Annotated in this window: 21 protein-coding genes; 14 read left to right on the top strand and 7 right to left on the bottom strand. The window is 72.2% G+C overall.

The features are described from left to right. Nucleotides 1–9 precede the first annotated feature (9 nt). From NV263_RS19020 to NV263_RS19000, 5 genes are all read right to left on the bottom strand, one after another. Entirely contained in the window at nucleotides 10–519 is a 510-nt protein-coding gene (locus NV263_RS19020; RefSeq protein ID WP_263247711.1) for a mycothiol transferase, read from the bottom strand. Nucleotides 520–595: 76 nt separating this feature from the next. Next, nucleotides 596–1,435, bottom strand: coding sequence for an SAM-dependent methyltransferase (locus NV263_RS19015; protein ID WP_263247709.1), 840 nt, complete (start codon nucleotides 1,433–1,435; stop codon nucleotides 596–598). A gap of 73 nt (nucleotides 1,436–1,508) precedes the next feature. Then, complete coding sequence (locus NV263_RS19010; protein ID WP_263247708.1) at nucleotides 1,509–3,746, bottom strand: heavy metal translocating P-type ATPase; 2,238 nt, start codon at nucleotides 3,744–3,746, stop codon at nucleotides 1,509–1,511. Nucleotides 3,747–3,797: 51 nt separating this feature from the next. After that, entirely contained in the window at nucleotides 3,798–4,007 is a 210-nt protein-coding gene (locus NV263_RS19005; protein WP_263247707.1) for a heavy-metal-associated domain-containing protein, read from the bottom strand. A 32-nt stretch (nucleotides 4,008–4,039) separates the two neighbouring features. After that, nucleotides 4,040–4,321: a metal-sensitive transcriptional regulator gene (locus NV263_RS19000; protein WP_263247706.1), complete on the bottom strand. Its 282-nt coding sequence runs from the start codon at nucleotides 4,319–4,321 to the stop codon at nucleotides 4,040–4,042. A 217-nt stretch (nucleotides 4,322–4,538) separates the two neighbouring features. Between NV263_RS19000 and NV263_RS18995 the strand changes: the two genes are divergently transcribed. Beyond that, a complete protein-coding gene (locus NV263_RS18995) occupies nucleotides 4,539–5,963 on the top strand; it encodes a glutamate decarboxylase (protein WP_263247705.1) in 1,425 nt (474 codons plus the stop codon). Between the two features lie 209 nt (nucleotides 5,964–6,172). Continuing rightward, nucleotides 6,173–6,880, top strand: a complete 708-nt coding sequence (locus tag NV263_RS18990; RefSeq protein WP_263247704.1) for a sunset domain-containing protein — start codon at nucleotides 6,173–6,175, stop codon at nucleotides 6,878–6,880. 96 nt (nucleotides 6,881–6,976) lie between these two features. On the opposite strand, the gene NV263_RS18985 is transcribed toward NV263_RS18990, so the two are convergent. Continuing rightward, nucleotides 6,977–7,951, bottom strand: a complete 975-nt coding sequence (locus NV263_RS18985; protein ID WP_263247702.1) for a sugar-binding transcriptional regulator — start codon at nucleotides 7,949–7,951, stop codon at nucleotides 6,977–6,979. Nucleotides 7,952–8,077: 126 nt separating this feature from the next. Here NV263_RS18985 and NV263_RS18980 point away from each other — a divergent pair, with 126 nt between their 5' ends. Genes NV263_RS18980 through NV263_RS18970 form a run of 3 tightly spaced genes read left to right on the top strand, consistent with a single transcriptional unit; the run spans nucleotide 8,078 to nucleotide 11,147 of the window. Beyond that, entirely contained in the window at nucleotides 8,078–9,430 is a 1,353-nt protein-coding gene (locus tag NV263_RS18980; protein ID WP_263247699.1) for an ABC transporter substrate-binding protein, read from the top strand. A gap of 11 nt (nucleotides 9,431–9,441) precedes the next feature. Then, on the top strand, nucleotides 9,442–10,332 hold the full coding sequence (locus NV263_RS18975; protein ID WP_263254260.1) for a carbohydrate ABC transporter permease: 891 nt from the start codon (nucleotides 9,442–9,444) through the stop codon (nucleotides 10,330–10,332). Then, nucleotides 10,329–11,147 carry a carbohydrate ABC transporter permease gene (locus NV263_RS18970; protein WP_263247697.1) on the top strand — a complete coding sequence of 273 codons (819 nt, stop codon included), beginning with the start codon at nucleotides 10,329–10,331 and terminating at the stop codon, nucleotides 11,145–11,147. Before NV263_RS18975 ends, NV263_RS18970 begins: the two co-directional genes overlap by 4 nt. 29 nt (nucleotides 11,148–11,176) lie before the next feature. Here NV263_RS18970 and NV263_RS18965 read toward each other — a convergent pair whose 3' ends face one another. Then, nucleotides 11,177–11,374 (bottom strand): hypothetical protein, encoded by a 198-nt coding sequence (locus NV263_RS18965; protein ID WP_263247696.1) that lies wholly within the window; start codon nucleotides 11,372–11,374, stop codon nucleotides 11,177–11,179. A gap of 96 nt (nucleotides 11,375–11,470) precedes the next feature. Between NV263_RS18965 and NV263_RS18960 the strand changes: the two genes are divergently transcribed. The 9 genes from NV263_RS18960 to hpnH all read left to right on the top strand — a co-directional run bounded on the left by NV263_RS18960 (nucleotide 11,471) and on the right by hpnH (nucleotide 21,802). Next, nucleotides 11,471–12,655 carry a dipeptidase gene (locus tag NV263_RS18960; protein ID WP_263247694.1) on the top strand — a complete coding sequence of 395 codons (1,185 nt, stop codon included), beginning with the start codon at nucleotides 11,471–11,473 and terminating at the stop codon, nucleotides 12,653–12,655. Between the two features lie 76 nt (nucleotides 12,656–12,731). Continuing rightward, a complete protein-coding gene (locus tag NV263_RS18955) occupies nucleotides 12,732–13,619 on the top strand; it encodes an oxygenase MpaB family protein (RefSeq protein ID WP_263247693.1) in 888 nt (295 codons plus the stop codon). A gap of 621 nt (nucleotides 13,620–14,240) precedes the next feature. Next, entirely contained in the window at nucleotides 14,241–15,041 is an 801-nt protein-coding gene (gene hpnC, locus NV263_RS18950) for a squalene synthase HpnC (protein WP_263247691.1), read from the top strand. Beyond that, nucleotides 15,041–15,901, top strand: coding sequence for a presqualene diphosphate synthase HpnD (hpnD, locus tag NV263_RS18945; RefSeq protein WP_263254258.1), 861 nt, complete (start codon nucleotides 15,041–15,043; stop codon nucleotides 15,899–15,901). Before hpnC ends, hpnD begins: the two co-directional genes overlap by 1 nt. Next, the gene (gene hpnE, locus NV263_RS18940) at nucleotides 15,898–17,259 is read left to right on the top strand and encodes a hydroxysqualene dehydroxylase HpnE (protein ID WP_263247690.1); all 1,362 of its coding nucleotides are present in this window, start codon (nucleotides 15,898–15,900) and stop codon (nucleotides 17,257–17,259) included. Before hpnD ends, hpnE begins: the two co-directional genes overlap by 4 nt. Further along, the gene (locus tag NV263_RS18935; RefSeq protein ID WP_263247688.1) at nucleotides 17,256–18,272 is read left to right on the top strand and encodes a polyprenyl synthetase family protein; all 1,017 of its coding nucleotides are present in this window, start codon (nucleotides 17,256–17,258) and stop codon (nucleotides 18,270–18,272) included. Before hpnE ends, NV263_RS18935 begins: the two co-directional genes overlap by 4 nt. Before the next feature lie 8 nt (nucleotides 18,273–18,280). Further along, nucleotides 18,281–20,194, top strand: a complete 1,914-nt coding sequence (shc, locus tag NV263_RS18930) for a squalene--hopene cyclase (RefSeq protein WP_380757720.1) — start codon at nucleotides 18,281–18,283, stop codon at nucleotides 20,192–20,194. 1 nt (nucleotide 20,195) lies between these two features. Further along, complete coding sequence (locus NV263_RS18925; RefSeq protein WP_263247686.1) at nucleotides 20,196–20,801, top strand: phosphorylase family protein; 606 nt, start codon at nucleotides 20,196–20,198, stop codon at nucleotides 20,799–20,801. Next, on the top strand, nucleotides 20,801–21,802 hold the full coding sequence (gene hpnH / locus NV263_RS18920; RefSeq protein ID WP_263247685.1) for an adenosyl-hopene transferase HpnH: 1,002 nt from the start codon (nucleotides 20,801–20,803) through the stop codon (nucleotides 21,800–21,802). Before NV263_RS18925 ends, hpnH begins: the two co-directional genes overlap by 1 nt. The last annotated feature ends 13 nt before the right edge of the window (nucleotides 21,803–21,815 follow it).

Genomic DNA, 21,815 nt, shown 5'->3' with positions numbered 1-21,815 from the left:
AAGCGGGTCTCAGCCGCGCTCCAGCACGCCGCGCAGGAAGTTGGCCTGCCCGGCGTGCTGGAGGTCGTCGGCGATCACGCTGACCAGGCGGACGCCCAGCGAGACCGGCGGGTCCCACGCGTCGTCGATGATGCGCGGCAGGTCGGCGTCGGTGAGCTTGCCGACGTAGCCGACGGTCTGCTCGAAAACCGCGTCGTGGTAGTCGGTGAGCAGGTCGGCCGAGCCGACCCGCACGGCCGCGACGTCGTCGGCGTCGTGGCCGTAGCCGGTGTCGTCCACCGGCAGCGCCAGGCCGAACCGGTCGGCCCATCCCTGCGCCGTCCAGACCTGCTCGACCTCGGCGAGGTCGGACACGTGGTCGTCCTGCACCCGCGTCAGGTGCCACACCAGCCACGCGATCGAGTTGGCCCCCTCGTCGACGCGGTGCGCCAGCTGATCCGCGTCCAGTCCCTCGGCGGCCTCGTGGACGGCCTCGCGGATCCGGGAGAACGCGTCGACGAGCAGATCGGCGCTGGTCATGCCCACAACCCCTTCCGGTCGGGAGTCCGGTGCCGCCACCCTACGACCGGCGCTCGGGCCGGGCCAGCTCCGCGCGTCAGCCGACGAGCTCGCCGACCGCGGCCACGGCGCGGCTGTCCCGCGCCTGCGCGGCGTCGACCGGGACGTCCGGCCGCCACGCGGAGGTGAACACCAGGCCGGGGTCGACCAGCCGGTATCCCGCGAACAGCGCGGCGACCTGGTCGGGGTCGCGCAGGTGCAGCGGGTGGGTGCTGTTGCGGTAGAGGTCGATGGCCTGCTCGACCTCGCCCGGCCAGTACTCCGGGGTCAGGCTGTGCGACAGCGCCAGGTGGCTGCCGGGCACGCAGGCGTCGCGGTAGGCGGCGACGATCCCGGCCGGGTCGTCGGAGTCGGGGATGAACGGGAACACCGAGATCATCAGCACCCCGACGGGACGCGAGAAGTCCAGCAGCCGCGTCGTTTCCGGGTGCGCGAGCACCGTCCCGGCATCGCGCAGGTCGGCGCGGACGATCGCGGCCCGGTCGTTGTCCGCGAGCATGCGCTGCGACTGGGCCACCGCGACCGGTTCGTGGTCGACGTAGACCACCCGGCAGCGCGGGTCCAGCCGCTGCGCGATCTCGTGCACGTTGCCGACGGTGGGGATGCCGGAGCCGAGGTCGAGGAACTGCGTGATCCCGGCCTCGGTGACCAGGTACCGCACCGCGCGTTGCAGGAACGCCCGGTTGTGCCGGGCGAACGTGCGGGTCTCGGGCAGCACGGCCAGCACCTCGTCGGCGGCGGCGCGGTCCACCGCGAAGTTGTGCGCGCCGCCGAGGTAGTAGTCGTACATCCGCGCCGGGTTCGGCCGGGTGCGATCCACGCCCGCCAGCGGATCGTTGAACAGCTCCGGTCCGCTGCGTTCGGTGCCGTCGTCCATGCACGTCCCTCCCCGCCCGATCGCCTTGATCATGCGAGGGCGGGGCCGCGTTGGCAAGCCCCGCCCCGCGCGGTCACGCGGCGCCGCGGAAGCGGCGCAGCCGCAGGCTGTTGCCGACCACGAACACCGAGCTGAAGGCCATCGCCGCCCCCGCGATCATGGGGTTGAGCAGCCCGGCGGCGGCCAGCGGCAGGGCGGCGACGTTGTAGGCGAACGCCCAGAACAGGTTGCCCTTGATGGTGCCCAGGGTGCGGCGGGACAGGCGGATCGCGTCCGCGGCGGCGCGCAGGTCGCCGCGCACCAGGGTCAGGTCGCCGGCCTCGATCGCCACGTCGGTGCCGGTGCCCATGGCCAGGCCGAGGTCGGCCCGGGCCAGTGCCGCCGCGTCGTTGACGCCGTCGCCGACCATCGCCACGACACGGCCTTCGGACTGCAGGCGGGCGACCACGTCCACCTTGTCCCGCGGCAGGACCTCGGCGATGACCTCGTCGATGCCCACCTCCGCGGCCACGGTCCGCGCCACCGCCTCGTTGTCGCCGGTCAGCAGCACCGGGATCAGACCCAGCGCGCGGAGTTCGGCGATGGCCCGGGCCGAGGTCGGCTTGACGGTGTCGGCGACCTCCAGCACGGCGCGTGCCGCGCCGTCCCAGGCCACCGCGACCGCGGTGCGGCCCAGCCGCTCGGCTTCCTCCCGCGCGGTGCGCAGCGACTCGGGCAGCGGCTGGCTCCACTGCTCCAGCAGGGCGGGACGGCCGACGAGCACGGCGTGGCCGTCGACCACCGCCTGCACGCCGAGCCCTTCGACGTTGCCGAACTCCGCGACGTCGGGCAGGTCGCCGATCCGCTCGCTGGCACCCCGGGCGATGGCCTGCGCGACGGGGTGCTCGGAAGCGTGCTCGGCCGCGCCCGCCAGGCGCAGCACTTCGGTGGCGTCGACGCCGTCGGCGGTGCGCACGCCCACCAGCGACATCCGGCCGGTGGTGACCGTGCCGGTCTTGTCCAGCACGACCGTGTCGACCTGGCGGGTGGACTCCAGCACCTCCGGTCCCTTGATCAGCACGCCGAGCTGGGCGCCCCGGCCGGTGCCGACGAGCAGGGCCGTGGGGGTGGCCAGGCCCAGCGCGCACGGGCAGGCGATGATCAGCACGGCCACCGCCGCGGTGAACGCCGCCGCCGGTCCGGCCCCGGCCAGCAGCCAGCCCGCCAGCGTCACCAGCGCGAGCCCGATCACGATCGGCACGAACACCGCCGAGATCCGGTCGGCCAGCCGCTGCACGGCCGCCTTGCCGCTCTGGGCGTCCTCGACGAGCTTGGCCATCTGCGCCAGCTGGGTGTCCGCGCCGACGCGGGTGGCGCGGACCACCAGTCGTCCGCCCGCGTTCACCGTGGCACCCACGACGGCGTCGCCGACGCCGACCTCCACCGGCACCGACTCGCCGGTGAGCATGCTGGCGTCCACCGCCGAGCTGCCCTCGTCCACCACGCCGTCGGTGGCGATCTTCTCGCCCGGGCGCACCACGAACCGGTCGCCGACCGCGAGCCGGTCGACGGGGATGCGCTGCTCCCGGCCGTCCCGCAGCACCGCGACGTCCTTGGCGCCCAGCTCCAGCAGCGCCCGCAGCGCCGCGCCCGCCCGCCGCTTGGACCGGGCCTCGAAGTAGCGGCCGGCCAGGATGAACGTGGTCACCCCGGCGGCGACCTCCAGGTAGATGGAGCCCTCGGTGCCGCCGCGGGAGATGGTCAGTTCGAACGAGTGGGTCATGCCGGGCATCCCGGCGGTCCCGAACAGCAGCGCGTACAGCGACCAGCCGAAGGCAGCCAGCGTGCCCATCGAGATCAGCGTGTCCATGGTGGCCGCGCCGTGCCGCAGGTTGGTCCAGGTGGCCGCGTGGAACGGCCACGCCCCCCAGACCACGACCGGGGCGGCCAGCACCAGCGAGATCCACTGCCAGTAGGTGAACTGCACCGCGGGGACCATCGCCAGCACGATCACCGGCACCGCCAGGAGGGCGGAGACGACCAGCCGACGGCGCAGCGGCGCGGTCGGGTCCTCTTCGGACTCCGGGGCGCCCGGTTCGGCGGGCAGCGCGGCCGTGTAGCCCGCGGCCTCCACCTGCGCCACGAGATCGCGCGGGTCCATGTCGGGCGGGTAGGTGATCTTGGCCTTCTCGGTGGCGTAGTTGACCGCGGCGCTCACGCCGTCGAGCTTGCCCAGTTTGCGCTGGACGCGGGCGGCGCAGGAGGCGCAGGTCATGCCGCCGATGGCCAGTTCGATCTCCCGGGGCGCGGTCCCGGTGATGGTGTCGCTCATCGCTTCCCTCCTCGGAGCGGGGCCGTCCACCGCGGACGGCCCCGCCCGCGCTCAGCTCGCGGCCAGCTCGTAGCCGGCCTCTTCGACCGCGGCGCGGATGTCGGACTCGTCGATCGGCGCCGAGCTGGTCACGGTGACGTCCCCGGTGGACAGCTCCACCGACACGTCGGAGACCCCGGAGATCGCGCTGATCTCCTCGGTCACCGAGCGCGCGCAGTGCTCGCAGGTCATGCCGGTGACGGTGTAGCGGGTCTGGGTCATGTCGAACCTCTCCTCTCGTCGGGTGTGCCGCGTCAGGACTTCACCAGGCGGGCGATCGCGTCGCCGGCCTCGCGGATCTTCTCGTCGGCGGACGCGTCGTCGGCGTTCATCGCCTCGGCGACGCAGTGCTTGAGGTGCTCGTCGAGCAGTCCGAGCGCCACCGACCGCAACGCCCGCGTGGCAGCGGAGACCTGCGTGAGCACGTCGATGCAGTACTCGTCATTGTCGATCATGCGCGCCAGACCGCGGACCTGGCCCTCGATGCGGCGCAGTCGCCTGGCGTAGTCGTCCTTGTCGTGCGCGTATCCGGGCATGGCGTCCTCCTCCGACACCGGCAGTTATACCCCAAGGGGGTATAGGTAGTCAAAAAGAATTCCGGCGCCGCTCGCGGCCTGCGGAGTTTCGCGTTTTTCCCGAGATCGAATCGGTGCGCGCGCGGGGTATCGGCGTGCTCGGCGGTTTACCCTACGGGGGTATCGGTGTGGAACGGTCGCGACTGCGCGCGCCGCACGGCCCGCCTAGCGTGGGGACATGACGCTTGGGCATCCGGGACGGGAACCGCGCCGGGCGCACCTGTCGTACAACCCGGTGTTCGTCGCCGAACCGGTGCGGGTGCCGCGCGAGCGGCTGCCCGACGGTGACCTGGACCCCGCGGTCGCGTACCAGATCGTCCACGACGAACTGATGCTCGACGGCAACGCCCGGTTGAACCTCGCCACGTTCGTCACCAGCTGGATGGAACCGCTGGCCGACCGGCTGATGGCCGAGTGCGCCGAGAAGAACATGATCGACAAGGACGAGTACCCGCGCACCGCGGCCCTCGAACAGCGGTGCGTGCGGATGCTCGCCCACCTGTGGCGGGCGCCGTCGGCCGACGACGCGATCGGGTGCTCGACGACCGGTTCCAGCGAGGCGTGCATGCTCGCCGGGCTCGCCCTGAAGCGCCGCTGGCAGCACGCGCGCCGCGCGGCGGGACGGCCCGCCGACCGCCCGAACCTCGTCATGGGCGCCGACGTGCAGATCTGTTGGGAGAAGTTCGCCGACTACTGGGACGTCGAGCCCCGCGTGGTCCCGATGGAGGGCGAACGCTTCCACCTCGACGCCGAGTCGGCGGTGGCCCGCTGCGACGAGAACACCATCGGCGTCGTCGCGGTGCTCGGGTCCACGTTCGACGGCAGCTACGAACCGGTGGCCGAGATCTGCGCCGCGCTGGACCGGTCGCGCGACGAACGGGACCTGGACGTCCCGGTGCACGTCGACGGCGCCTCCGGCGCGATGATCGCCCCGTTCTGCGATCCGGAGCTGCCCTGGGACTTCCGGCTCGACCGCGTGGCGTCGATCAACACCTCCGGCCACAAGTACGGGCTGGTGTACCCCGGAGTCGGCTGGGTGGTGTGGCGCGACACCGCGGCGCTGCCGGAGGACCTGGTGTTCTCCGTCAACTACCTGGGCGGGAACATGCCGACGTTCGCGCTGAACTTCTCCCGCCCCGGCGCGCAGGTGGTCGCGCAGTACTTCACCTTCCTGCGCCTGGGCTTCGAGGGCTACCGGCGCGTGCAGTCGACGTGCCGGGACGTCGCGACGTCGCTGGCCGACCGGATCGCCGAGCTCGGCCCGTTCCGGCTGCTGACGCGGGGCGACGAGCTGCCGGTGTTCGCCTTCACCCTCGCCGGCGACGTCGGCGGTTACTCCGTCTTCGACGTCTCGGCGCACCTGCGCGAGCGCGGCTGGCTGGTGCCCGCCTACACCTTCCCGGCCGACCGGACGGACCTCGCGGTGCTGCGGATCGTGGTGCGCAACGGGATGACCCACGACCTCGCCGACCTGTTCCTGGCGGACCTGCGGCGCTCCCTGGAGAACCTGCGCAGGCAGCCGGAACCGTTGCGCGGCGCGGAATCCGGCTCGTTCGCGCACGGCGCCGGGACCACGCGCCACCCGAGGTCCGGACGGCGGTGACGGTGCGTCCCGCTCCACACCCCCGGCGACTCGAAAGGGTGACTTGACGCTCGCCCGTCACGCGGACGTGTGCCCCTCCGGTGGTTGAGGCACCGAATGTGTGGTTAGAAAGCCGCAGCTGGCGATCAGGTCAAGCATCCGGCGATCACTCGGGGTGATTCGTGTCGAAGCCAAGGCATCGTGCTCCGTCCCTGGAAAAGCGGCAGTGGGTGTACTGGGCGGTGGCCGCGTTCGCGGTGCCGCTGGTGCTGGCGGTCCCGATCGGCGGCGCGTCCGCGTTGCTCGTGGGGCTCTTAGTGGTGTGCTTCGTGGCGGGTTCGCTGTGCAACGCCTGGCTGTTGGCTCGTTCGCCGCGACGTGACGTGACGCCGCTGGTGCTGCGCGGTGTCAGCGAGCCGAAGGCGATCGAGGGGACTGCCGAGCAACCGGTCCACACCGGACGCCCGGTCGAGCCGGTGCGGCAACAGCCGGTGCGGCGCGCGATGCCGATGTCCTCTTCGGACAGACCTGCGTTCGCCTCCGGGGACAGCGAGGGCTACCTGGAGGTGGCGGTGCTGGTCTCGGCGAACCGGCCGCCGATGGATCCCGCCGAGGGGACGCCGACGGTCACCGCGCCGGTCGTCTACGACGACGGTGCCCGCACCCCGCGCGAGATCCCGGTCCAGTCCGAGCCCGAGGAGGACGTCAGCCAGTTCGGCACCCCGGGGCCGTACCCGGGTTCGGTGCTGCCCAAGGCCAACGGGCGCGCTCCGCACAGCAGCTACCGGGTCAAGGGCAACACCCGGTCGATGCGCTACCACACGATGCAGTCGCCCTACTACGAACGCACCAAGGCCGGTGTCTGGTTCCGCTCCACGGCCGACGCCGAGCGGGCCGGTTTCGAGCCGTGGAACAAGCACCTCCAGGCGAGCCGGTGACACCTCCCGCCCGATGGCGGGATCGCGCGTCCACTCCGGACACCCCCGACGTGATGTCCGGAGTGGACTTTTTTCGGCGCGTTCCCGGCGATGTCCTCAGTGGTCGGTCGGCGGTCGGCGCTCGGCGAGTTCGAGCAGCAACGGGGCGGCTTCGGCGTCGGTCACCAGCGTCGTGACGATCCCGGCGCGCAGCACCGCGTCGATCGCCTCCGCCTTCGGTCCGGCGTAGCCGAGCGCGACCACCTCGGGCACCTTGCGCAGCTGCTCGGCCGGGATCGCCAGCACCCGCTGGACGAGCCCGGTCGTCAGCGCGTTCCCGTCGGCGTCGAACAGCCGCCCGGCGATCTCGGCGACCACCCCGCGCCTGCCGAGCGACGCCTGCTCGCCCGGTCCGAGCGCGTCGTGCACCGTCGACTCGCCGGTCCGCCAGGCGCCGATGCTGACCACCGCCTTGGTCAGCGAGCCGAAGCGCTCGAAGGTCTCGGCGATGCCCGGCTGGCGGCGCAGCGCCTCCGCGGTGCGCCGGTCGGGCACCACCAGCGGGCCGTAGATGGGGAAGGCGTCCGAGCCGGAGACGGCGGCCACGCGCCGCACCGTCTCCACCGAGCGGTCGCGCATGTCGACCCCCGCGTGCACGCCGCAGAGCTGGACCAGCGGGCACGGCGGCAGCGAGCGCACCGCCTCGGCCATCGCGTTGACCGACCGCGCCCAGGCCAGCCCGAGCACGTCGTCGGCGGTGACGATCTCGGTGAGCAGCTCGGCGGCCAGCGCGCCGATCTGGTGCCGCCGGCGGGGGCGCTCCGCGTGCATCGCCGCGCCGTCGAGCACCAGCGCGCGGCGCAACCCGTACGCCGCGCGGAGTTCGTCGCTGAGCGCGGCGTCCAGCGGCAGCGGCAGGTCGAACTCGATGCGGACCAGTCCGTCGCGCAGCGCCGCGGTGAGGATCCGGGCGACCTTGAACCGGCTGATGCCGAACTCCGCGGCGATCTCCAGTTTGGACCGCCCCTGCAGGTAGAAGCGCCGGGCGATGGATGCCGCGGTGATGGTCTCGGCCGGGCCAGGTCTGCTCATATGAGCAATCCTACGGCGAATCCGGCCGCAAAGGTTGACGCCGTGATCCACAAACATCTTGAATGCCTGCGACATTGCCGAGCACCTCGGTTCAGGGACGCTCAGATGAGCGGGATGAGGGGTGGCATGCGGGGCGTGAGGAGACCGCTCGCGGCGTTGGCGCTGGTCGTCGCGCTGCTCGTGCTGAGCGGCTGCGCCGGAGCGGGCGAGCTGGGTACCGGCGGGCGGACACTGGTGGTGGCCATCGTGTCGAACCCGCAGATGAAGGACGCGGTGGCGCTGTCCGGCCAGTTCGAGCGGGAGAACCCGGGGATCCGGCTGAAGTTCGTGCAACTGCCGGAGAACCAGTCGCGGCCGAAGATCACCGCCTCGACCGCGACCCAGGGCGGCGAGTTCGACGTCGTGATGATCAGCAACTACGAGGTGCCGCAGTGGGCGGCCAATGGCTGGTTGGAGAACCTGCAGCCGCACATCGACGCCAGTCCCGGTTACGACGCGGACGACTTCGTCCCGAGCATCCGCGACTCGCTGTCCTACCGGGGATCGATGTACGCGGTGCCGTTCTACGGCGAATCCTCGTTCCTGGTCTACCGCAAGGACTTGTTCGAGCGCGCCGGGTTGCGGATGCCACCGCACCCGACGTGGCCGCAGATCGCCGACCTGGCCGCGAAGCTGGACGACAAGGAGCACGGCGTGTCCGGGATCTGCCTGCGCGGCAAACCCGGTTGGGGCGAGAACCTCGCGCCGTTCGACACCGTGGTCAACACCTTCGGCGCCCGCTGGTTCGACGAGCACTGGAACGCCCAGCTGACCTCCCCGGAGTTCCGCGCCGCCGCGCACTTCTACGTCGACCTGGTCCGCCGGCACGGCGAAGTCGGCGCCTCCAGCGCGGGCTTCTCCGAATGCGGCGCGCGCTACGCCCAGGGCCAGGCGGCCATGTGGTACGACGCCACCTCCGCGGCCGGGACGGTCGAGGACCCGACCAGCAGCAAGATCGTCGGCAAGTCCGGCTACGCCGCCGCACCGGTGCTGCGCACCCCCGACAGCGGCTGGCTGTACTCGTGGGCGCTGGCCGTGCCCAAGGCGGCCCGCGACAAGGACGCCGCCTGGCGGTTCATGCGCTGGATGACCGACCAGAAGTACGCGCGGACCGTCGGCAACACGCTGGGCTGGAACCGGGTCCCACCGGGGTCGCGGCAGTCCACCTACCGGATACCGGAGTACATGAACGCAGCCCACGCCTACGCGGTGCCCACGCTGGAGGGCATCGACCGGGCGACCCAGCGCAACACGATGACCGGCCCGGTGCCCTACCCGGGGATCCAGTTCGTCGGCATACCCGAGTTCCAGGACCTCGGCACCCGGGTCGGCCAACAGCTGTCGGCGGCCATCGCCGGTCAGATCAGCGTCGATGAGGCGCTGCGCCAGTCCCAGCAGTACGCCGACTCGGTCGGCCGGTCCTACCGGGAGACTCGGTGAGCACGACGACGATGCCGACACCGGTGCGGCGCCCTGCCCGGGCCGCCTGGCTGCGCCGCGCCCCGCTGCTGCCCGCCCTGCTGTTCACCGTCGTGGTGACGCAGGTTCCGTTCCTGATGACGGTGTTCTACTCGTTCCAGTCCTGGAACCTGGTGCGCCCCGGATCGCGGCACTTCGTGTGGCTGCGCAACTACGTGGACGTCTTCGCCGACAGCCAGTTCCGCGGCGCGATGCTGCGCACGGTCGTGCTGACCGTGGTGTGCGTGCTGGTGTCGATGCTGCTCGGCCTCGGGCTGGCGCTGCTGCTGGACCGCAGGTTCCTCGGCCGGAGCGTGGTGCGCACGCTGCTGATCACGCCGTTCCTCATCCTGCCCGCGGCGGGCGCGCTGCTGTGGAAGACGACGATGTTCGACCCGACCTACGGTCTGGTCAACTTCGCGCTCGGCGGCGACACCGACTGGCTGTCGGAGTTCCCGCTGGCGTCGGTGATGACGCAGATCGTCTGGCAGTGGACGCCGTTCATGATGCTGCTCATCCTCGCCGGGTTGCAGGCCCAGTCCGCCGAGGTCGTCGAGGCAGCCCAGGTCGACGGCGCGGGCGGTTGGCGGATCTTCGTCTCCATCACGCTGCCGCAGCTGAGCCGCTACCTGCAACTGGCCGCGCTGCTGGGGGCGATCTACATCGTCAACAGCTTCGACGCGATCTTCCTCATGACGCAGGGCGGTCCGGGCACGGCCACCACCAACCTGCCGTACTACATCTACCAGCGCGCCTTCGAGGGCTTCGACATCGGGCAGTCCTCGGCGATGGGCGTCGTCGTGGTGATCCTGACGCTGGTCGTGGCGACCTTCGCGCTGCGGCTGATGTTCCGGTCCTTCGGGGTGAGCGGGGAGGCGCGATGAGGGCCCGACGACTGGGGCGGTCGGCGCTGACCGGGGCGACCTGGTTGATCGCCGTGCTGTTCGTGTTCCCGTTGCTGTGGATGGTGCTGACCGCGTTCAAGCACGAGGCCGACGCCTACACCGATCCGCCGCGCGTGGTGTTCGGTCCGACGCTGGAGCAGTTCGCCGGGATCCTGGAGCGCGGATTCCTGCCGTACCTGGCCAATTCCGCGTTCGTCACGGTGCTGTCGACGCTGTTCGTGCTGGTGCTGGGCGTGCCCGCGGCCTACGCGCTGTCGCTGGCGCCGGTCCCCGGCACGCGCAACGCGCTCGGTTTCTTCCTGTCCACCAAGATGTTGCCGATCGTGGCGGCGATCATCCCGCTGTACGTGATCTCGCAGAACCTGCACATGCTGGACAACGCGTGGATGCTCGTCGTGCTCTACACCGCGATGAACCTGCCGCTGGCGGTGTGGATGCTGCGCTCGTTCTTCCTGGAAGTGCCCCGGGAGATGATCGAGGCGGGGCGGGTGGACGGCGCGGACCTGCCCACCCTGCTGCTCCGGGTGATCCTGCCGGTGGTCGCGCCGGGCATCGCCGCGACGGCGCTGGTGTGCGTGATCTTCTCCTGGACGGAGTTCTTCTACGCCGTCAACCTCACCGCCGCGCGGGCGGGCACGGTCCCGGTCTTCCTGGTCGGCTTCATCACCAGCGAGGACCTCTACTGGGCGCAGCTGTCGGCGGCGGCCCTGCTGGCCTCGCTGCCCGTGATGATCGTCGGCTGGCTGGCGCAGAACCACCTGGTCCGCGGCCTGTCGATGGGTGCGGTCAAGTGACCGCTCGGTGAGCGGGGACGGCGTCGGGCTCAACCGTCCACAACGGAGTCCCGGCCGGACAACCGGCGGACGTGGTCGTCGATCAACTCGTCGAGCTCGGCCAACCGGACGCGCAGCGCAGCCGCCCGCGTGGTGGAGGAGGCCGGGAGCTGCGCGGCCAGGTGCCCGTACTCGGCGAGCAGCCTGGGCAGGTCGTTGCTGTCCTGTTGCCTCGGGATGCCGTCCATCTCTCGATGGTGCGATCCGGGGGCGGATCCGTCGATTCGATCAGTCTTCCGGATATCCTGCGCCGGGACACCGACACCGGATTGGGTGATGTGCTGATGACCGAACTGGACCGCGCCCGGGCGCTGCTCGCCGAGCACCCGGTGGTCGACGGCCACAACGACCTGCCGTGGGCGCTGCGCGAGCAGGTCGGCTACGACCTCGACCGCCGGGACATCGCCCAGGACCAGTCCGAGTACCTGCACACCGACCTGGCCCGGCTGCGCGCCGGCGGCGTCGGGGCCCAGTTCTGGTCGGTGTACGTGAGCACGTCGCTGCAGGGCGACCGGGCGGTGACCGCCACGCTGGAGCAGATCGACTGCGTGCGCGCCCTGCTCGCCCGGTATCCCGGTGAACTGCGCGCCGCGCGCACCGCCGACGAGGTGGAGGCGGCCCGCGCCGACGGGCGCATCGCCTCGCTGATGGGTGCCGAGGGCGGCCACTCGATCAACTGCTCGCTGGGGGCGCTGCGCGCGCTGTACGAGTTGGGCGTGCGCTACCTCACGCTCACGCACAACGACAACGTGCCGTGGGCGGACTCGGCGACCGACACCCCGGTGGCGGGCGGGCTGACCCGCTTCGGCGTGGAAGTGGTCCGGGAGATGAACCGGCTCGGCATGCTCGTGGACCTCTCGCACGTGTCCGCCGACACCATGCGGGACGCGATCCGCGCCACGCGCGCGCCGGTGATCTTCTCGCACTCGTCGTCCCGCGCGGTCTGCGACCACCCGCGCAACGTCCCCGACGACGTGCTGGCGTCGCTGCCCGCCAACGGCGGGGTGGCGATGGCGACGTTCGTGCCGAAGTTCGTGCTGCCCGAGGCGGTGGACTGGACGATCGCCGCCGATGAGAACATGCGCGCGCACGGCTTCGACGCGCTGGACACCACGCCGGAGGGGATGCGGGTGCAGCGCGAGTACGAGGCCGCGCACCCGCGCCCGGTGGCGACCGCGGCCACGGTCGCCGACCACCTCGACCACATGCGGGAGGTCGCCGGGATCGACCACGTCGGCATCGGTGGCGACTACGACGGCACCGCGTTCGTGCCGGACGGACTGGCGGACGTCGCGGGCTACCCGAACCTGATCGCCGAGCTGCTGCGGCGCGGCTGGTCGGACGCCGACATCGCCAAGCTGACCTGGCGCAACGCGGTGCGCGTGCTGCGCGATGCCGAGTCGGTGGCCGGCGAGCTGCGCCGCACCGAGAGCCACTCGGTGGCGACCCTCGAACAGCTGGACGGGTGAGCCTGCGCAACGGCGTTGACCCCGGGTCTCGGCGCTCGCTACGGTCGGTTGAGTTGACCACGCGCCGGAGGCGGCCATGAAGCGCTTCGACCGGCTCGAACGGATCCTCGCGCTGGATCCGGAGCGGGACTGCGAAACGATCTACCGCTGGCTCGCCGAGTACGAGTTCCCGTGGGACATCACCAAGGCGTTGGAGTTCGCGCTGTTCCGCACCTACGCGGTGCCCAGCATCGGGCGGCTGCTCGACCGGACCGGGGAGTTCACCCGCTGCCCGCAGAAGCGCTACGACGACACGGTGCTGATCCTGTTCGAGATCTTCCACTGGGGCACGGGCGCGCCGCGCGGCAGGCAGGCCGTGGAACAGCTCAACGCCATCCACGGCCGCTACCGGATCAGCGACGACGACTACCTCTACACGTTGGCGGCGTTCGTGATCACACCGGTGCGCTGGATCGACCGGTTCGGCTGGCGGCGGCTGCACCCGCGCGAGGTCACCGCGCTGACCAACACCATGCGCCGGATGGGCGAGGCCATGCGGATCTCCGGAATCCCGGAGACCTACGCCGGTTTCGAGGAGTTCTTCGACGACTACGAGCGCGAGCACTTCGAGTTCGACGCGGGCGGCCGACGGGTCGCCGACGCCACGCTCGACCTGTTCGGCTCGTGGTACCCGAAGCCGGCCGCCCCGGCGGTGAGCCGGGCGGCCCGGCTGCTGATGGAACCGCACCTGCTGGCCGCCTTCGGCTACCCGGAACCGCCGAAGGTGGCCCGCCGGGCCGCGGAGCTGGCGCTCAAGGCCCGCGCGGCGTTCGTCCGCGTGGGCCCGCCGCGGCCCGAGTCGCGCCCGGTCGCCCCGGACCCGGTGTCCTACCCGGAAGGCTACGAGATCGCCGACCTCGGCCCGGACTCCTTCCACCGCGCCCGGGCCGGGGAGCGGACCCGGTCCTGCCCGGTCGCGCGCTGAGCGGGCCGGGCAGACCCGGACTCTCCGAAGACGGGCGCTCACGCCAGCGCGATGTCCTGATCAGCGGTAGCGCCGCGCCTGCCGCCCGCGCGATGTCCGCTGTGGACACCGCGGCGCAGCCGTGCCCGCCGAACGGCCGCCGGGCGATGGCGAGCACCTGCGCCCGGACGGGGACTGCGCGGCCATGCCGATCACTGTCCCGTCGCACTTCCGTCGCACGACAACTACCCCGGCGGACGCGGCCAACCGGGTGAAAGACGTTGGGAGCACTCGAAAATCGGTAGTTGACGCGCCGACAACACGGTTCGGACGCCACCTTCCCGCGGCGACGCGGGAGAGGTCCACTGTGGTCGAACAGCAGGACGAGCAGTCCGACGTGGACGCCGCGCGCGAGTTCGTGCACCTGGTCGAACAACGGGATTCGAGCCGTGGTCGTGTCTCGCCCTGCGGTGCACCAGCGGGGCTCATACGATGCCGGGAGCGCCTCCTGGTCGTCGGATAGGAGGAGGGTCCATGGTCTTGTCGCTGCCTGACCACGCGCTGTCCGGCGGGGATTCCGAACAACCGCGCGATGTGCCACGTTCGAGTGACTTCCCGCGTGGTGAGGCCGTGCTCTCGCGCATGCGATCGGAAAATTTCCCGGTCGCTTCCCGAGTGCTGCCGCGCGGTGTGCGGCGGCACCTGCACGCGCTCTACGGCTACTTCCGACTCGTCGATTATGCCGGGGACGAGGCGCCCGGCCACCGCGGCGCACTCCTGGACCTGCTGGAGGTCGACCTCAAGCGCGTCTACCAGGGCGCCGCTCGGATTCCGGTGCTCCGGACGCTGGCGCCCACGGTCCGAGAGTGTGCCATCCCCTACGACGTGCTGGTCAAGTTGATCGAGGCGAACCGGCAGGACCAGCGGGTGCGGCGCTACGAGACCTTCGACGACCTGCTCGACTACTGCGCCCTGTCGGCCAACCCGGTCGGGGAGGCGGTGCTGCACGTGTTCGGTCGCGCCGAACCGGGGTTGGTCGCGCTCTCCGACCGGATCTGCACCGCCCTGCAGGTCCTGGAGCACTGCCAGGACCTGGGCGAGGACCTGCGCCAGGACCGGATCTACCTGCCGGTGCAGGACATGCGGCGGTTCGGCTGCCAGGAGGAGGACCTGGCGACCGAGACCGCGCCGACCCGGTTGCGCGGGCTCGTGCGGTTCGAGGTCGACCGGGCGCTGCGGATGCTCGACTCCGGCGCGGTGCTGATCAGCAGGCTGCCGTGGATGGGCCGGATCGCGGTGGCCGGCTACGTCGCGGGCGGGCGGGCCACCGCCGCGGCGTTCGGCGCCGCCGGTTACGACCCGCTGGGGGTGGACGTGCGGCCGAGCAAGCTGCGCACGTTCGGCGAGTGGGGGCGGTTGTACGTGTTGGGGGGATCCTGGTGATCGATTCGGCGCGGGTGCGCGACGCCTACCAGGAGTGCGAGCGGATCACCCGCGAACAGGCGCGGAACTTCTCCTACGGGATCCGCCTGCTGCCCGGGCCGAAGCGGCGGGCGCTGTCTGCGGTCTACGCCTTCGCCCGGCGGGTGGACGACATCGGCGACGGGGACCTGCCGCAGGAGGAGAAGCTGCGCCACCTCAAGCAGGCGCGCGCCGAGGTGCGCGCGGCCGACCGGGACGCGCCAGATCCCGTGCTCGTGGCGCTGGCCGACGCCGCGGAGCGGCTGCCCGTGCCGCTGGAGGCGTTCGACGAACTCATCGACGGGTGCGAGGCCGACGTCCGCGGCGTCCACTACCGCACCTTCGACGAGCTGCTGCACTACTGCCGCTGCGTGGCCGGGTCGATCGGTCGGCTGTCGCTCGGCGTGTTCGGCACCGACGACCCGGACACCGCCGGACCCCGCGCCGACGCGCTGGGCGTGGCGCTGCAACTGACCAACATCCTCCGCGACGTGCGCGAGGACCTGCTCAACGGGCGCGTGTACCTGCCCGCCGAGGACCTGGACGCCTTCGGCGTGCGGCTCAGCGCCGACGAGGACCTGGTGGACACCCCGCAGGCGTGGGACCGGCTGGTGCGGTTCCAGGCCGACCGCGCGGAGCGCTGGTACGTCGAGGGACTGCGGTTGCTGCCGATGCTGGACCGCCGCAGCCGGGCCTGCTGCGCGTCGATGGCGGGCATCTACCACCACCTGCTGCACCGCATCGCCGCCGATCCGCGCAGCGCGATGCGGCAGCGGACGTCGCTGTCCGGTTGGCGCAAGGCCGGGGTCGCGGCGCGGTCGCTGGCGGGGATGACCCCGTGACCGGCGGCCGGGTCGTGGTGATCGGCGGCGGTCTCGCCGGGGTGACCGCCGCGTTGCGTTGCGCCGACAGCGGATTCCGGGTCACGCTGCTGGAGGCGCGTTCCCGGCTGGGCGGGGCGACCTACTCGTTCCGCCGCGGTGACCTCGTCGTCGACACCGGCCAGCACGTGTTCCTGCGGTGCTACTCCGCCTACCGGGACCTGCTGGACCGGCTCGGCGTCTCCGACGGCGTCCGCGTGCAGTCCCGGTTCCGCGCGCCCGTGCTCACCCCGCGCGGCACCGGCTCGGTCCTGACGCGCTGGAACCTGCCCGCGCCCGCGCACCTGGCCCCGGCGCTGCTGGGCTACCGGCTGCTGACGCCGCGGGACCGCGTCCGCGTCGCCCGCACCGCGTTCGCGCTGCGCCGCCTCGATCCCGACGACCCGCGCCTGGACCGCGTCAGCCTCGGCGAGTGGTTGCGCCGCCGCGGCGAGTCGGAGCGCGCGGTGCAGGCGCTGTGGGGGCTGCTGGCCGTCGCGGCGCTCAACGCCGAGCCGGACGAGGCGTCGATGGCGCTGGCGGCCCGGGTGTTCCGCACCGGGATGCTCGACGACGCCGACAGCGTCGACATCGGGATTCCGCAACGGCCGCTGGCCCAGCTGCACGGCGAACCGGCGTCGCGCGCGCTGCACGCGGCCGGTGTGGACGTCCGGTACCGGTGCAAGGCCGCGGCGGTCCGGTACGCCCCGGGCGGGCTGCGGATCCCGGTGCGCGAGCGGGGATCGGCCGGGGTGCTGGACGCCGACTCCGTCGTCGTGGCCACGCCGCACCGGGCGGCCGCCGGGCTGCTGGCCGACCTGCCGCTGCCCGAAGTCGCGAGCTGGGCCCGCCTGTCGTCCTCGCCGATCGTCAACGTCCACGTCGTCTACGACCGGCCGGTGACCGGGCTGGAGATGGCCGCCGTCGTCGACTCGCCGTTGCAGTGGGTCTTCGACCGCACCGCGGTCGCGGGCTCCTCCCGCGGGCAGTACCTGGCGATCTCGCAGTCGGCGGCGCACGAACACGTCGACGCGCGCACCGGCGACCTGCGGCGGCTGTTCCTGCCCGCCCTCCAGGAGGTTTTCCCCCGCGCCCGGCGGGCCCGCGTCCTGGACTTCTTCGTCACCCGCGAACCCCGGGCCACGTTCCGGCAGGCGCCCGGCACCGCCGCGCTGCGGCCGCCCACCCGCACCGCGGTGCCCGGGCTGGTGCTGGCCGGGGCGTGGACCGCGACGGGGTGGCCGGACACCACCGAGGGAGCGGTGGTCAGCGGCATCCGCGCCGCCGAGGCAGTCGAGAAGGACCAGCGATCGCGACATGGCGTGGAGGTGACCGCATGACATCCGTCCTGCCCCCGGCACTGCTCGCGGCACGGGAATCGGTGGATCCGGTGTTGCGCAAGGCCGTCGCCCGACTGGACCCGGACACCCGCAGGGTGTGCGAGTACCACTTCGGCTGGCGCAACGCCGACGGTTCCCCGGCCGAGAGCGGGGGCAAGGCGTTGCGGCCAGCCATGGTGCTGTTGTCCGCGCAGTGCGTGGCCGACCAGTGCGACCAGCCCGTCACCGCGGCCACCGCCGCCGCGGCGGTCGAGCTGGTGCACAACTTCTCGCTGCTGCACGACGACGTGATGGACGGTGACACGTCCCGCCGCCACCGCCCGACGGCCTGGACCGTGTTCGGCAAACCGGCGGCGCTGCTGGCCGGTGACGCCCTGCTCGCGCTGTCCACCGACGTGCTGCTGGAGTCGGCCACCGAGCGCTCCGGGGCCGCCGTGCGCCTGCTGTCGACGGCCACCCGCACCCTCATCGCGGGCCAGTCCGCCGACCTGGACTTCGAACACCGCCTGGACGTCTCGCTCGACGAATGCCTGCGGATGGCGCACGACAAGACCGCGGCGCTGCTGGCGTGCTCGTCGGCGATCGGAGCGCTGCACGCCGGGGCGCCGCACGAGACCGTGGCGCGGCTGCACGCCTTCGGCACCGAGCTGGGGATGGCCTTCCAGCTCGTCGACGACCTCCTCGGGCTGTGGGGAGACCCCGAGGTCACCGGCAAACCGGTGTTGGCCGACCTGCGCGCGCGCAAGAAGACCGTTCCCGTGGTGCACGCGCTGACCTCCGGCACCGGGCCGGGCAGGCGGTTGCGCCGGCTCTACGAGCAGGCCGACCCGCTCACCGAGGCCCAGCTGCGCGAGGCGGCCGAGATGGTGCAGGGCGCCGGTTCGGAGGAATGGGCCCGCACCGAATGCGAACGACGGCTCGCCGCAGCCCGGCGGCACCTGCCATCCGGCCGGAACGCCGCCACCGAATCCCTGACCGAACTCGCCGAGTTCATCGTACGGAGGCAACGTTGACCGAACAGATGCAGCAGTCCGCTCCCGCGCTCGCGGTCGCCGACGCGCGGACGGCCACCGAGGCCGCCCGCGACCACCTGCTCTCCCTCCAGCACCCCGACGGCTGGTGGAAGGGCGAGCTGGAGACCAACGTGACCATGGACGCGGAGGACCTGCTGCTGCGCCAGTTCCTCGGCATCCGCACGGCGTCGGAAACCGAGCAGGCGGCCCGCTGGATCCGGTCCCAGCAGCGTTCCGACGGCACCTGGGCGAACTTCCACGGCGGCCCAGGAGACCTGTCCACCACGGTCGAGGCATACCTCGCGTTGAAGCTCGCCGGGGACGATGTCGACGCCGAGCACATGGCCGTGGCGCGGCGCTGGATCCTCGACCAGGGCGGCATCGAGGCGACCCGGGTGTTCACCCGGATCTGGCTGGCGCTGTTCGGCGAGTGGTCGTGGGACGAGCTGCCCGCCATGCCGCCGGAGATGGTGCTGCTGCCGTCGTGGTTCCCGCTCAACGTCTCCGACTGGGCGTGCTGGGCGCGGCAGACGGTGGTTCCGCTGACCGTGGTCTGCACCCTGCGGCCGCGCCGCGACCTCGGCGTCGACCTGGCCGAACTGCGCACCGGCAGACGCGCCGAACGCGCCCGCCCGCAATGGTCGTGGGAGTACGCCTTCCACAGCCTGGACCGGGTGCTGCACGCCTACCACCGGCGGCCGGTGCGGTCGTTGCGCGAGCACGCGATGCGCCGGGCAGCGGAGTGGATCGTGGCGCGCCAGGAGGCCGACGGCTCGTGGGGCGGCATCCAGCCACCGTGGGTCTACTCCCTGCTGGCGCTGCACCTGCTCGGCTACCCCCTCGACCACCCGGTGCTCAAGCAGGGACTGGCCGGTCTGGAACGGTTCCTGGTCCGCGAGCAGACCCCGGCCGGGACCGTGCGCCGGCTGGAGGCGTGCCAGTCGCCGGTGTGGGACACCGTGCTCGGCGTGCAGGCGCTGCACGACGCCGGGCTGCCCGGCGACCACCCGGCGCTGCTGCGGGCCGCGGACTTCCTGCTGGCCGAGGAGATCCGCGTCAAGGGCGACTGGTCGGTGCGCCGGCCCAAGCTGGCGCCCGGAGGCGGCTGGGCGTTCGAGTTCGACAACGACGGCTACCCGGACATCGACGACACCGCCGAAGTGCTGCTCGCGCTCAACCGCGTCCGGCACCCCGACCGGGCCGCGGTGCGCGGGGCGATGGAGCGCGGTGTGCGCTGGCTGCGCGGGATGCGCTCCCGCGACGGCGGCTGGGCCGCCTTCGACGCCGACAACACCCGCGAGGTCATCCGGAAGCTGCCGTTCTGCGACTTCGGCGAGGTCATCGACCCGCCCTCGGCGGACGTCACCGCGCACGTCGTCGAGGCGCTGGCCGTGCTCGGGCGCGGCGCCGACCCGGTGGTGCGCGACGGCGTCCGGTGGCTGCTGGCCAACCAGGAGAAGGACGGGTCGTGGTTCGGCCGGTGGGGCGCCAACCACGTCTACGGCACCGGCGCCGCCGTTCCGGCGCTGGTGCGCGCGGGCGTGCCCGTCGAGCACACGGCTCTTCGCCGGGCGGTGCGGTGGCTGGAACGGCACCAGAACCCCGACGGCGGGTGGGGCGAGGACCTGCGTTCCTACGACGATCCGCAGTGGATCGGCCGGGGCGAGTCGACGGCCTCGCAGACCGCGTGGGCGCTGCTGGCGCTGCTGGCGCTCGACCGCGACGACACCGAGGCCGTGCGCCGCGGCGTGGACTTCCTGGTCCGCACCCAGCGCTCCGACGGCGGGTGGGACGAACCCCAGTTCACCGGAACCGGGTTCCCGGGGGACTTCTACATCAACTACCACCTGTACCGGGTGATCTTCCCGCTCACCGCCCTCGGCCGTTACCAGCAGGCGCTGCAGCGCCGGGAGGGCGAGTGAGATGGCGTCGAAGTTGTTGATCTGCGCTCCGCTGCGCGTCGAGGCCAGCGCGCTGCGCGGCGCGCTGCGCCGTCCGGCCGTGCACCACACCGGACTCGGGCCCCGGCGCAGCGAGCGCGCCGCGGCCCAGCTGGCTGAGCAGCCGTTCGACGCGATGGTCGTGGCCGGCCTCGCGGGCGGGGTGGGAACCGCGGTGCGCAGCGGTGACGTGGTCGTCGCCGACGAGGTGCGCGGGCCGGGCGGAACCCTGCCGTGCCCCGCCGGACCGGGAGTGGCCGATGCGTTGCGGCGCCTGGGTTTTCCGGTGCACTGCGGTCCGATCGTCACCGCCGACCACGTCGTGCGCGGCGCGCAGCGGGCCGAGTTCGCCAGCACCGGGGCGCTCGCGGTCGACATGGAGTCGGCGGTGCTCGGCGCGGCGGCCGGGGACCGGCCGCTGGTGGTCGTGCGGGTCGTGCTGGACACCGCGTGGCAACCGCTGCTGCGTCCCGGCACACCGCGGCGCACCGTCAACGCGTTGGCCCGCCTGCACGGACTGGCCCGCGAGATCGTCCGGGCCACCGAGGCGCACGTCGAGTCCTGCTCGCTGGAGGAGGAGGTGTCCTGATGGGTATCCCGTTGCGCCAGGCGGTCCGCGTCGGCGCCTACCTGGCCAAGCAGAAGCTCGCCCGGCGCGAGAAGTTCGCGCTGACCCTGGAGCTGGAGCCGCTGTTCGCGTGCAACCTGGCCTGCGCCGGGTGCGGCAAGATCCAGCACCCGGCGAGCGTGCTCAAGCAGCGCATGCCGGTCGAGCAGGCCGTCGCCGCGGTCGAGGAGTGCGGTGCGCCGGTGGTGTCCATCGCGGGCGGTGAGCCGCTGATGCACCCCGAGATCGAGGTGATGGTCGACGAACTGGTCAAGCGCAAGAAGTTCGTCTACCTGTGCACCAACGCGCTGCTGCTGCCGCGCAAGATCGACGAGTTCCGGCCGTCGCCGTACTTCGCGTGGGCGGTGCACATCGACGGGCTGGAGGAGCGGCACGACGAGTCGGTGTGCAAGAAGGGCGTGTTCGCGCAGGCGGTCGACAACATCCGGGAGGTCCAGCGCCGGGGCTTCCGGGTCACCACCAACAGCACGTTCTTCACCAACGACACCCCGACGTCGGTGATCGAGGTCCTCGACTTCCTCAACAACGACCTGAAGGTCGACCAGATGATGCTGTCGCCGGCCTACGCCTACGACAAGGCGCCCGACCAGGAGCACTTCCTGGGCGTGTCGGAGACCCGGGAGCTGTTCCGCAAGGTCTTCGCGGACGGTCGGCGACGCCGCTGGCGGTTCAACCACTCGCCGCTGTTCCTGGACTTCCTGGAGGGCAAGGTCGACTTCCCCTGCACGGCGTGGGCGATCCCGTCCTACTCGCTGTACGGCTGGCAGCGGCCGTGCTACCTGATGTCCGACGGCTACGCGGCGAGCTACCGCGAGCTGCTGGAGGAGACCGACTGGTCGGCCTACGGGCGGGGCCGCGACCCGCGCTGCGCCAACTGCATGGCGCACTGCGGGTACGAGCCCACGGCGGTGCTGGCGACCATGGGGTCGCTGCGGGAGTCGATCCGGGCGCTGCGGGGCTGAGGACCCGGCCGGG

The sequence above is a fragment of the Saccharopolyspora rosea genome (assembly GCF_025643595.1).
GTDB classification, from domain to species: domain Bacteria; phylum Actinomycetota; class Actinomycetes; order Mycobacteriales; family Pseudonocardiaceae; genus Saccharopolyspora; species Saccharopolyspora rosea.
This window is presented reverse-complemented; position numbering and strand designations above follow the sequence as displayed.

Bases quoted from the DNA above. Each gene is read 5' to 3' on its own strand.
- NV263_RS19020 (WP_263247711.1), bottom strand. From the start codon at position 519: ATGACCAGCGCCGATCTGCTCGTCGACGCGTTCTCCCGGATCCGCGAG.
- NV263_RS19015 (WP_263247709.1), bottom strand. From the start codon at position 1,435: ATGGACGACGGCACCGAACGCAGCGGACCGGAGCTGTTCAACGATCCG.
- NV263_RS19010 (WP_263247708.1), bottom strand. From the start codon at position 3,746: ATGAGCGACACCATCACCGGGACCGCGCCCCGGGAGATCGAACTGGCC.
- NV263_RS19005 (WP_263247707.1), bottom strand. From the start codon at position 4,007: ATGACCCAGACCCGCTACACCGTCACCGGCATGACCTGCGAGCACTGC.
- NV263_RS19000 (WP_263247706.1), bottom strand. From the start codon at position 4,321: ATGCCCGGATACGCGCACGACAAGGACGACTACGCCAGGCGACTGCGC.
- NV263_RS18995 (WP_263247705.1), top strand. From the start codon at position 4,539: ATGACGCTTGGGCATCCGGGACGGGAACCGCGCCGGGCGCACCTGTCG.
- NV263_RS18985 (WP_263247702.1), bottom strand. From the start codon at position 7,951: ATGAGCAGACCTGGCCCGGCCGAGACCATCACCGCGGCATCCATCGCC.
- NV263_RS18980 (WP_263247699.1), top strand. From the start codon at position 8,078: ATGCGGGGCGTGAGGAGACCGCTCGCGGCGTTGGCGCTGGTCGTCGCG.
- NV263_RS18975 (WP_263254260.1), top strand. From the start codon at position 9,442: ATGCCGACACCGGTGCGGCGCCCTGCCCGGGCCGCCTGGCTGCGCCGC.
- NV263_RS18970 (WP_263247697.1), top strand. From the start codon at position 10,329: ATGAGGGCCCGACGACTGGGGCGGTCGGCGCTGACCGGGGCGACCTGG.
- NV263_RS18965 (WP_263247696.1), bottom strand. From the start codon at position 11,374: ATGGACGGCATCCCGAGGCAACAGGACAGCAACGACCTGCCCAGGCTG.
- NV263_RS18960 (WP_263247694.1), top strand. From the start codon at position 11,471: ATGACCGAACTGGACCGCGCCCGGGCGCTGCTCGCCGAGCACCCGGTG.
- NV263_RS18955 (WP_263247693.1), top strand. From the start codon at position 12,732: ATGAAGCGCTTCGACCGGCTCGAACGGATCCTCGCGCTGGATCCGGAG.
- hpnC (WP_263247691.1), top strand. From the start codon at position 14,241: ATGCGATCGGAAAATTTCCCGGTCGCTTCCCGAGTGCTGCCGCGCGGT.
- NV263_RS18935 (WP_263247688.1), top strand. From the start codon at position 17,256: ATGACATCCGTCCTGCCCCCGGCACTGCTCGCGGCACGGGAATCGGTG.
- shc (WP_380757720.1), top strand. From the start codon at position 18,281: ATGCAGCAGTCCGCTCCCGCGCTCGCGGTCGCCGACGCGCGGACGGCC.
- NV263_RS18925 (WP_263247686.1), top strand. From the start codon at position 20,196: ATGGCGTCGAAGTTGTTGATCTGCGCTCCGCTGCGCGTCGAGGCCAGC.
- hpnH (WP_263247685.1), top strand. From the start codon at position 20,801: ATGGGTATCCCGTTGCGCCAGGCGGTCCGCGTCGGCGCCTACCTGGCC.